This is a genomic window from Modestobacter marinus, assembly GCF_019799945.1.
Lineage (GTDB): Bacteria > Actinomycetota > Actinomycetes > Mycobacteriales > Geodermatophilaceae > Modestobacter > Modestobacter marinus_B.
Map to the genome: position 1 here is coordinate 1 of NZ_JABGCH010000057.1, position 9,603 is coordinate 9,603.

The following is a 9,603-nucleotide window of genomic DNA, read 5'->3' on the forward strand; positions in this document are numbered from 1 at the left end:
CCACCGGCCAGCCGATCACCCGATCCCTGATCGCCTACGACCACTGATCGGCTTCGGACTTACTCGTCTAGACCTCGTAGACGCCGCCGGGGCGGGCCAGCTCGGCCGCCGGGAACACCGCCCGCGCCGCGGTCAGCTGGGCGGCGGCGTCGACCCACGAGGGCACGTGGGTGACCAGCAGCCGGCCCACGCCGGCGGCGGCCGCCTGCTCGCCCGCCTGCCGCCCGGTCAGGTGCAGCCCGCCGGGCAGCCCGGGCACGTCGGGGTAGGCGGCCTCGGCAAGCAGCAGGTCGGCTCCGCGGGCCAGCTCGACGACCGCGTCGCTGGGGCCGGTGTCGCCGGTGTAGACCAGCGACCGGCCGCCCGCGGTGAGCCGCACCGCGTAGCACTCGACCGGGTGCGCGGTGCGCGCGGTGGTCACCTCGAACGGGCCGAGCGTCCAGCTCCCCGGGCCGATCGGCGTCACGTCGAAGACGTCGTCGATGGGCCCGCCGTCGCTGTCGTAGGCCGCGGCCAGCCGCCGGTCGGCTCCGACCGGGGCGTACATCGGCACCGCCCGGCCGTCGGAGCGACCCGAGTACCGGTGCCACACCATGAACGGCGCGGCGTCCAGGCAGTGGTCGGCGTGCAGGTGGGTGAGGTAGACGGCGTCGACGTCGGCCGGGTCGAGCACCGCCTGCAGCGCGCCGAACGCCCCGTTGCCGAGGTCGAGCAGCAGCGAGAACTCCCCGAGCTGCACCAGGTAGCAGGACGCCGGGGACGCCGGCCCGGGGGCGCTGCCGGAGCAGCCGACGACGGTGAGTCTCACGCCACCGCCCCCGCCTGGGTCACCGCGTCGACCTCGGGGCCGAGGAAGCGGCGGCCGAGCCGGGCGAAGGGCTCCGGGTCGCCGGTGGCCAGGAAGCGGTGCTCGGGCGGCGGCCCGTCCGGGTTCCGCAGCAGGTCGGTGCGGGTGAGCACGCGGTACACGTCCTTCGCCGTCTCCTCGGCACTGGACACCAGCGTGACCTCGTCCCCCAGGACGAGGCCGAGCACGCCGGTGAGCAGCGGGTAGTGGGTGCAGCCGAGGACGACGGTGTCCACACCGGCGCCCAGCAGCGGGTCGAGATAGGACTGGGCCAGCCCCACCAGCTGCCGGCCGGTGGTGACCCCGCGCTCGACGAAGTCCACGAAGCTGGGGCAGGCGGCGCTGGTGACCGTGATGTGCGGCGCGGCGGCGAAGGCGTCCTCGTAGGCGCCGCTGGTGATGGTCGCCTGGGTGCCGATCACGCCGACCCGGCCGTTGCGGGTGGCGGCGGTGGCCCGGCGCACCGCCGGCAGCACGACCTCCACCACGGGCACGTCGTAGCGTTCACGGGCGTCGCGCAGGCATGCGGCGCTGGCCGAGTTGCAGGCCACCACCAGCATCTTCACGCCGGCCGCGACCAGGTCGTCCATCACCGCGAGGGAGTGCCGGCGCACCTCGGCGATCGGCAGCGGCCCGTAGGGACCGTGGGCGGTGTCCCCGACGTACCGGACCGCCTCGTGCGGCAGCTGGTCGAGCACCGCGCGGGCGACGGTGAGCCCGCCTACGCCGGAGTCGAAGATGCCGATCGGCGCATCGGCTGCGGCAGGGCTGCTCATGACGCGCGCCAGGCTAACCGCCCCCTCCGACGGTCCGCTCCGGTGACGGGGGAGACGCCGGTCTCGTTCCCGCTCAGGGCCGGCGCAGCAACGCGGCCGACGGCAGCTCCAGCCCCCTGCCGGTCCAGCGGGCGCCGGTCAGGTCACGGGCGACGGTCGGGGCGGGCGTGTCCAGGGCCGCCTCACCGATGCCGAGCACCGTGGCACCCGCGGTCAGCCCGGAGGCGATCCCGCTCGCGCTGTCCTCCAGGACGATCACGTCCGCCGGCGCCAGCCCCAGCCGCTCGGCGCCGGTGGCGTACGGCTCCGGGTCGGGCTTGCCGGCGAGGACGTCCTCGGCGGTGACGACGACGGCCGGCAGCGGCACCCCGGCGGCGCGGAGCCGGGCGGTCGCGAGCTCCCGGACGCCGGAGGTGACCACGGCCCACGGCACGCCGGCCAGCTGCGGCACCAGCTCCAGGACGCCGGGCACGGCCGTGGTGCCTTCGACGTCCTCCAGCTCGTACCGGGTGATGAGCTCGACCGACTCCTCGACCCGGGCCGGCTTGACGAACAGGGCGACGGTGTCGGCCACGCGGCGGCCCGGTACCGCGGCCATGACCTCCGCGGGGTCCAGGTCGTGGTCCCGCGCCCAGCGGCTCCAGGAGCGGACGACGCTCGGCTCGGAGTCGACCAGGACGCCGTCGTTGTCGAACAGCAGCCCGCGCGCGGGCAGCAGCAGGCCACCGTCCCGTGACGTGCTGGAACGGCCGCCTTGCAGGGGCCCGCCGCGAGCTTGCGAGCGGTGGGCGTCAGGCCCCCTCTCAGGGGCCCGCCCCGAGCCTGCGAAGGGTGGGGGGAACGGGGGTCCTTCGACCTTCATCACGCCCAGAGCTGCCCCTCCAGCGCCGCGGTCGCTTCCTCCAGCGTGCCGGCGTAGGCGCCGGTGGACAGGTACTTCCAGCCGCCGTCGCAGACGATGAAGACGATGTCCGCCTTGCGGCCGGCGGCGACCTCCCGGTCGGCGATGCCGAGCGCCGCGTGCAGGATCGCGCCGGTCGAGATGCCGGCGAAGATCCCCTCCCGCTCGACCAGCTGGCGGGTGCGGTGGACCGCGTCGTCCGGCCCGACGCTGAACCGCGAGTCCAGCAGCGAGGCGTCGTAGAGCTCGGGGATGAACCCCTCGTCGATGTTGCGCAGCCCGTAGACCAGCTCGCCGTAGCGCGGCTCGGCGGCGATCACCTGGACGTCGGGCTTGTGCTCGCGGAAGTACCGGGAGCAGCCCATGAGCGTGCCGGTCGTGCCCAGCCCGGCGACGAAGTGGGTGATCGACGGCAGGTCGGCCAGGATCTCCGGCGCCGTCCCCGTGTAGTGCGCCTCGGCGTTGGCCGGGTTGCCGTACTGGTAGAGCATCACCCAGTCGTCGTGCTCGGCGGCCAGGCCTTTCGCGACGGCGACGGCCTGGTTGCTGCCGCCGGCCGCCGGGGAGCTGATGATCTGCGCGCCGTACACCTCCAGCAACTGGCGCCGCTCGACGGAGGTGTTCTCCGGCATGACGCAGATCAGCTTGTAGCCGCGCTGCCGGGCGACCATGGCCAGCGAGATCCCGGTGTTGCCACTGGTGGGCTCCAGGATGGTGTCGCCGGGCTGGAGCAGCCCCTCCTTCTCCGCCGCCTCGATCATCGAGATGGCGGCGCGGTCCTTGATCGAACCGGTGGGGTTGTGGTCCTCGAGCTTGGCCCACAGCCGGACGTCCGGGGTGGGCGACAGCCGGGGCAGCCCGACCAGCGGGGTGTTGCCGAGGGAGTCGACGAGCGAGGCGAAGCGGGCCATGGCGGTCTCCTGGGAAGTGCGGTTCCGGGGCGGGAGGCTCCCGGTCAGCAGCCGCCGGCGACGGCGGGCAGGATCGTCACCGAGTCGCCGTCCTTGAGCGCGGTGTCCAGCGCACCGGTGAACCGCACGTCCTCGTCGTTGACGTAGACGTTCACGAAGCGGTGCAGCTTGCCCTCCTCGGTGACCAGCCGGTTCTTCAGGCCCGAGTGCTGGGCGTCGAGGTCGTCGATGAGGGCGGCGAGGGTGTCGCCGGAGCCCTGGACGGTCTTGTTGCCGCCGGTGTGGGTGCGCAGGATGGTCGGGATCCGGACCTCGATGGCCATGGCTGGAGAACTCCTCGCGGGTCGTGGGGGTCGGGCACGCGCCGCAGCGCGACGGGTGGTGCGTCTGCCGGTGGGCAACGACGCACGGCGACCGGGGATTCCGGCCGCGGGGTGAGCTGGGGCTCAGTCGTAGACGACGGCGGTCGGCGAGTGGCCGAAGAGATAGGACTCGACGACCTCGACGTCCTCCTCGGTGACCTGCCCGTCGACGATGCGGAAGCTGCGGAACTCCACCTGGTCGCCGGCCAGGCCGGTCTGCGACCCGTGCTCCCGGGTGGACACCAGCACGTAGTGGGCCTCGGGCTCGGAGGCGTAGCTGATGTCGGTGCGCGACGGGTGGGCCTCGGTGGCCGTGTGCGAGTGGTAGATGACGACGGGGACCTCGCCCCGGTCGTCCATGTCCCGGTACAGCCTCAGCAGGTCGGCGCTGTCGAACTCGTAGAACGTGGGCGACCGCGCCGCGTTGAGCATCGGGATGAAGCGCTCTGGGCGGTCGCTGCCCTCCGACCCGGCCACGACACCGCAGGCCTCGTCCGGGTGGTCCTCCCGGGCGTGGGCCACGATGGCGTCGTAGGTCGCGCGGTCGATGCGCAGCACGGGCCCAGTCTAGGCGGCACCGCCGACGCGGACCGCCCCTCCCCCGTTCCGGCGCCTCCGATAGCGTCGCCGACCGTGGTGGTCGAGGTCCTGATGGTGATCGGCGTGCTGGCGCTCCCGGTGCCGGCGCTGGTCCTCGGCAGCCGCCGGCTGCTCCACCGGAGCGGCCGGAACACCAACGAGCGCTCCGAGCGGATGGAGCTCGCGCTGCTGGTCCTCGGGCGGCTGATCGGCCTGGTGCTGCTCGCCACCCTGTCCGGCATCACCCTGCTGTCCTGCATCGGCGGCCTGATCAAGGGCGTGGACGTGCCGAGCCTGGTCTACGTCTTCTTCGTCGCCGACCTGCTCGTGGCCACCCTCGTGGTGCTCACCATCGGCCGGCTCGTCCGCCCGCCAAGGCGTCGACGAGCGAGCCCTGGACGGCGGTGAGCCAGTAGTAGACGGCCAGCTGCTGGCCCTCGTCGCTGCTCGGGTCGTCCGGCGGCTCGGTCTCCGCGGTGACCCCGAGGCGGGTGCCCAGCGCCAGCCGCAGGTCGTTGGTGGTGCGCAGCCACGCCCGCGCCTGCTCGGGATCCAGCCGCACCTCCCCGCCGTCGGGCGGCAGCGTGGCCCGCATGGTCGCGAGGTCCGCGGCCTTGCCGGTGCGCAGGCCGTCCTCGGTCAGCTCCCGGTACTCCGCGGCGACCTCGGGGTCGCTGGTGTGCCCGGCGGGGAACAGCCGCTCCACGACCGGGTCCCCGCCGGTGTCGGCGCGGTCGGCGGTCAGCAGCTGCTCCAGCTGGTCGAGCAGCAGCGTGACGATGCCGGCCTCGGCGTCGACCAGCCGGGCGACGACCTCCTCGCCGCGGCGACGGAACGGTCTCATCGAGTCTCCTCGCTGGCGCGCGACGGCTGGAGAGACCTGGCCGCTGCGCTCCTGCGTGAGCTCGCGAGCTCGCTCACGTGTCCCTCTGGTAGGTGGCCCACAGCCCGTACGCGTGCAGCCGGTTGGTGTCGTGCTCCATCCGCTCCCGCGGCCCCGAGCTGACGATCGCCTTGCCCTCGTGGTGCACCTGCAGCATGAGCTGGGTGGCGGTCGGCTCGTCGTAGCCGAACAGCTCCTGCAGGACGAACGTCACGTACGTCATGAGGTTGACCGGGTCGTCCCAGACGACCGTGACCCACGGCCGGTCGAGGTCGAACTCCTCGTCCGTCGTCGTGTCGGGCGCCCGTTCGGGCGCGAGCGGTCCGGCCACGCGGTCACTCTAGGCGGTCGGCGGGCCGCGACGCCGCCTCCCGCCCTACGCTGCCGATCATGGCCACTCCGGATGCGCCTCCGCTGCACCCCGCGCTGCTCACCGACCGGTACGAGCTGACGATGATCGCCGCCGCGCTGACCGACGGCACCGCGAACCGGGACTGCGTCTTCGAGGCATTCGCGCGCCGCCTGCCGCACGGCCGCCGGTACGGCGTGCTCGCGGGCACCTCCCGGCTGCTCGAGGCGCTGCCACGGTTCTGCTTCCGCGACGTCGAGCTGACCGCCCTGCGGGAGCAGGGCCTCACCGATCCCCGGCTGCTCGACTGGCTGGCCGACTTCCGCTTCAGCGGCGACATCGAGGGCTACGCGGAGGGTGAGCTGTACTTCCCGGGCTCCCCGGTGCTGACCGTCCGGGCCCCCTTCGCCGAGGGGGTGCTGCTGGAGACGCTCGTCCTGTCGATCCTCAACCACGACAGCGCGATCGCCTCGGCTGCGGCCCGCATGGTGGGCGCCGCGTGCGGGCGACCGTGCATCGAGATGGGGTCCCGGCGCACGCATGAGGAGGCGGCGGTGGCCGCCGCCCGCGCCGCGCACCTGGCCGGCTTCGCCTCGACGTCCAACCTCGAGGCGGGACGGCGCTACGGCGTGCCGACGACGGGCACCAGCGCCCACGCGTTCACGCTGCTGCACGACCAGGAGGAGGCGGCCTTCCGCGCCCAGGTCGCCGTCCTCGGGGCCGGGACCACGCTGCTGGTCGACACCTACGACGTCGACCAGGGCATCCGGACGGCCGTGGGGGTGGCCGGCCCCGAGCTCGGCGGCATCCGGCTGGACTCCGGCGACCTGCCGACGCTGGCCGCCCACGCGCGGGAGCTCCTCGACGAGCTCGGCGCGACCCGGACCCGGATCATCGTGACCAGCGACCTCGACGAGTACGCCATCGCCGGGTTGATGGCCGCGCCGGTCAACGGCTACGGCGTCGGCACCTCGCTGGTCACCGGCTCCGGTGCGCCCACGATGGGCATGGTCTACAAGCTCGTCGAGCGCGACGGCGTCCCGGTGGCGAAGCGCTCCGAGGGCAAGCACTCCGTGGGTGGCCGCAAGCGCGCCGTCCGCCGGCACGACGAGCACGGGACGGCGGTCGCCGAGGTGATCAGCAGCGGGTTCATCCCGCCGGAGGACGGCGACCGGGAGCTCGTCGTCCCGCTCGTCGAGGGCGGCCGGGTGCTCCACGACGTCACGCCGGCCCAGGCGCTCGTGGAGGCCCGCCTCCACCACGAGCGGGTCCGCGCCGCCCTGCCCCCGGAGGCCTGGGCGCTGTCGCGCGGCGACTGCGCGGTGGAGGTCGTGACGCCCTGATGAAGGATCCCCGTGCCCCCCGCCACTCGCAGGCTCGCGGCGGGACTCTGCACGGAGGCCGCTCCAGCACGTCACCAGGCAGGATGGGCGCATGAGCCGAGCCCTGGTCGTCGTCGACGTGCAGAACGACTTCTGCGAGGGGGGCAGCCTCGCCGTCGCCGGCGGCGAGGCGGTGGCGCGGGCGATCAGCGCCCACGCGGCCGCGGCCGGGTACGACCACGTGGTGGCCACCCGCGACCACCACGTCGACCCGGGCGGTCACTTCGCCGAGCAGCCGGACTTCCTCGACACCTGGCCCGCGCACTGCGTCGTCGGGACGCCGGGCGTCGAGCTGCACCCGTACCTGGACCGGCGGCCGATCGAGGCGGTGTTCGACAAGGGCGAGTACGCCGCCGCCTACTCCGGGTTCGAGGGCACCAGCGACGGCGTCCGGCTGGCCGACTGGCTGCGCGGGCACGACGTCGAGGACGTCGACGTCGTCGGCATCGCCACCGACCACTGCGTGCGGGCCACCGCCCTGGACGCGGTGGCCGCGGGCTTCCGGACGCGGGTGCTGCTGGACCTCACCGCGGGGGTGGCCGACGGGACCGTGGACGCCGCGCTCGAGCAGCTGCGTGCCGCCGGGGTGCAGCTGGAGGGCACCGTCCGCCGGGGCTGAGCCGGGGCGTCACACCGGCGAGGCGACCTCGGCGGGTGCGGCGTCCAGCACGACTTCCCGGGTGAACCCGAGCACCTGGAGGACGGCGTCCAGGTAGGGCTGGTTGAGCGCCGCGTGCGCCTGCTCCCGGACCACCGGCTTGGCGTTGAAGGCGATGCCCAGGCCCGCCGCGTTGAGCATGTCCAGGTCGTTGGCGCCGTCGCCGACCGCGACCGTCTGCTCCAGCGGGATGCCGTGCTCCGCGGCGAACCGGGCCAGTGCTCGCGCCTTGCCCGCGCGGTCGACCACCTCACCCACCAGTCCGCCGGTGAGCTTGCCGTCGACGACCTCCAGGGTGTTCGCGGCGGCGAAGTCCAGCCCGAGGGCGTCGGCGAGCTGGTCGGTGATCTGGGTGAACCCACCACTGACGATCCCGCACCGGAAGCCCAGGCGCTGCAGCGTGCGGATCAGCGTGCGCGCCCCCGGCGTGAGCACCAGGTGCTCACGCACCTCGTCGAGCACGCCGACCGGCAGCCCCTCCAGCACGGCGACCCGGGCGCGCAGCGACTGCTCGAAGTCCAGCTCGCCGTTCATCGCCGCCGCGGTGATCCGGGCGACCTCCGCCGCCCGGCCGGCCCGCGCGGCGAGCTCGTCGATCACCTCCCCGCGCACCAGCGTGGAGTCCACGTCCAGCACGATGAGGCGCTTGCTGCGCCGGGCCAGCCCCACCGCCTCGACGGCGATGTCGGTCCCGGTCTCGGCGGCGACCGTGCCGAGCGCGCTGCGCAGCGCCGTGGACCCGGCGCCGGAGACGGTCAGCTCGAAGCTGGTCACCGGGTAGTCGGACAGCCGGCGGATCGCCTCGATGTTGCCGCCGACCCCGGCGATCGCCCGGGCCGCGCCCGCCACCGCGGTGGGCGGGACCGGCCGGCCCAGCACGATGACGTGGTGCCGCGCCACGCGCGGCGGCGCGCCCCCGGTGTCCACCTCGGTCACCGTCACGGTCATCTCGGTGGCCCGGGCGACGTCGGCCGCCAGCGTGCTCAGCCGGGCCACCAGGTCCCCGGCGCCACCCACCTCCCGGACGACGACGCCGAGCACCAGCTGGCCGTGCACGACGACCTGCTCGACGTCGACCACCTCCAGCGGAGCGGGCCCGGTGGCGCTCAGCGCGGCGAACAGCGCGGCGGTCACCCCGGGGTGGTCCTCGCCGGTGACGGTGAGCAGGGCCTCGACGTCCACCCCGGCCCGGGGGTCGCTGGACGCAGGGACGGCAACGCGGTCGGTCACGCCGTCATCGTGCCCGACCGCCCGCGACGGGCTTGCAGGCCCCCGGGACGACGGACGCCCCGTCAGCCGTGGCTGGCGGGGCGTCGGTCGGTCCCTGTCTAGGTGAAGTCCTTGTCGTTCGGACCCTGACGGCTGCCCGCGCTGAGACCGACCTCACTGGCGTAGGGCTCGTGCTTCTTGCCCGCGTGCGCCTCCATCTGGAGCCGCTCGACCATCTCCGGGTAGTGCAGCTCGAACGCCGGGCGCTCGGAGCGGATCCGCGGGATCTCGGTGAAGTTGTGCCGCGGCGGCGGCGAGGACGTCGCCCACTCCAGCGAGTTGCCGTGGCCCCACGGGTCGTCCCGCAGCGCGAGCCGGCCGTGCTTCCACGACTTCACCACGTTGTAGACGAACGGGATCACCGAGGCGCCCAGGACGAACGACCCGATCGTCGAGACCGTGTGCATCAGCGTGAAGTTGCCGCCGGCGTCGGACTGCAGGTAGTCGGCGTAGCGGCGCGGCATGCCCTCGTTGCCCAGCCAGTGCTGGATGAGGAACGTGGCGTGGAAACCGAGGAAGGTCAGCCAGAAGTGCAGCTTGCCGATCTTCTCGTCCATCATCCGGCCGCACATCTTCGGGAACCAGAAGTAGAGCCCGGAGTAGGCCGCGAAGACGACGGTGCCGAAGACCACGTAGTGGAAGTGCGCGACGACGAAGTAGCTGTCGTTGACGTGCCAGTCCAGCGG

Annotated in this window: 13 protein-coding genes; 3 read left to right on the forward strand and 10 right to left on the reverse strand. The window is 73.7% G+C overall.

The features are described from left to right. Positions 1-67 precede the first annotated feature (67 nt). The 6 genes from HK417_RS23640 to HK417_RS23665 form a co-directional block, all read right to left on the reverse strand. On the reverse strand, positions 68-808 hold the full coding sequence (locus HK417_RS23640; RefSeq protein WP_222272912.1) for an MBL fold metallo-hydrolase: 741 nt from the start codon (positions 806-808) through the stop codon (positions 68-70). After that, the gene (gene murI, locus HK417_RS23645) at positions 805-1,623 is read right to left on the reverse strand and encodes a glutamate racemase (protein WP_222272914.1); all 819 of its coding nucleotides are present in this window, start codon (positions 1,621-1,623) and stop codon (positions 805-807) included. Before murI ends, HK417_RS23640 begins: the two co-directional genes overlap by 4 nt. A gap of 73 nt (positions 1,624-1,696) precedes the next feature. Further along, positions 1,697-2,485, reverse strand: a complete 789-nt coding sequence (locus HK417_RS23650; RefSeq protein WP_222272916.1) for an HAD-IA family hydrolase — start codon at positions 2,483-2,485, stop codon at positions 1,697-1,699. Continuing rightward, positions 2,485-3,435, reverse strand: a complete 951-nt coding sequence (locus HK417_RS23655) for a PLP-dependent cysteine synthase family protein (RefSeq protein ID WP_222272918.1) — start codon at positions 3,433-3,435, stop codon at positions 2,485-2,487. The genes HK417_RS23650 and HK417_RS23655 overlap by 1 nt, the downstream gene beginning before the upstream one ends. A 44-nt stretch (positions 3,436-3,479) precedes the next feature. Continuing rightward, the gene (locus HK417_RS23660) at positions 3,480-3,758 is read right to left on the reverse strand and encodes a MoaD/ThiS family protein (protein ID WP_222272920.1); all 279 of its coding nucleotides are present in this window, start codon (positions 3,756-3,758) and stop codon (positions 3,480-3,482) included. Between the two features lie 123 nt (positions 3,759-3,881). After that, positions 3,882-4,355, reverse strand: coding sequence for a Mov34/MPN/PAD-1 family protein (locus tag HK417_RS23665; protein ID WP_222272922.1), 474 nt, complete (start codon positions 4,353-4,355; stop codon positions 3,882-3,884). 75 nt (positions 4,356-4,430) lie between these two features. On the opposite strand from HK417_RS23665, the gene HK417_RS23670 reads away from it, so the two are divergent. Then, entirely contained in the window at positions 4,431-4,784 is a 354-nt protein-coding gene (locus HK417_RS23670; protein ID WP_222272925.1) for a hypothetical protein, read from the forward strand. Here the strand turns inward: HK417_RS23670 and HK417_RS23675 are convergent. After that, positions 4,723-5,220 (reverse strand): DUF2017 family protein, encoded by a 498-nt coding sequence (locus tag HK417_RS23675; protein ID WP_222272927.1) that lies wholly within the window; start codon positions 5,218-5,220, stop codon positions 4,723-4,725. The genes HK417_RS23670 and HK417_RS23675 overlap by 62 nt on opposite strands. A 73-nt stretch (positions 5,221-5,293) precedes the next feature. After that, positions 5,294-5,590: an ATP-dependent Clp protease adapter ClpS gene (clpS, locus tag HK417_RS23680; protein WP_222272929.1), complete on the reverse strand. Its 297-nt coding sequence runs from the start codon at positions 5,588-5,590 to the stop codon at positions 5,294-5,296. Between the two features lie 59 nt (positions 5,591-5,649). On the opposite strand from clpS, the gene HK417_RS23685 reads away from it, so the two are divergent. Continuing rightward, positions 5,650-6,951, forward strand: a complete 1,302-nt coding sequence (locus tag HK417_RS23685) for a nicotinate phosphoribosyltransferase (RefSeq protein ID WP_222272931.1) — start codon at positions 5,650-5,652, stop codon at positions 6,949-6,951. Between the two features lie 91 nt (positions 6,952-7,042). Then, positions 7,043-7,609, forward strand: coding sequence for an isochorismatase family protein (locus HK417_RS23690; RefSeq protein ID WP_222272934.1), 567 nt, complete (start codon positions 7,043-7,045; stop codon positions 7,607-7,609). Between the two features lie 9 nt (positions 7,610-7,618). Here the strand turns inward: HK417_RS23690 and serB are convergent, their stop codons facing one another. Both serB and HK417_RS23700 read right to left on the reverse strand, forming a co-directional pair. Continuing rightward, a complete protein-coding gene (serB, locus tag HK417_RS23695; protein ID WP_222272937.1) occupies positions 7,619-8,878 on the reverse strand; it encodes a phosphoserine phosphatase SerB in 1,260 nt (419 codons plus the stop codon). 98 nt (positions 8,879-8,976) lie between these two features. Beyond that, positions 8,977-9,603 (reverse strand): cytochrome c oxidase subunit I (locus tag HK417_RS23700; RefSeq protein ID WP_222272940.1); only part of this gene is annotated, 627 nt, incomplete at its 5' end.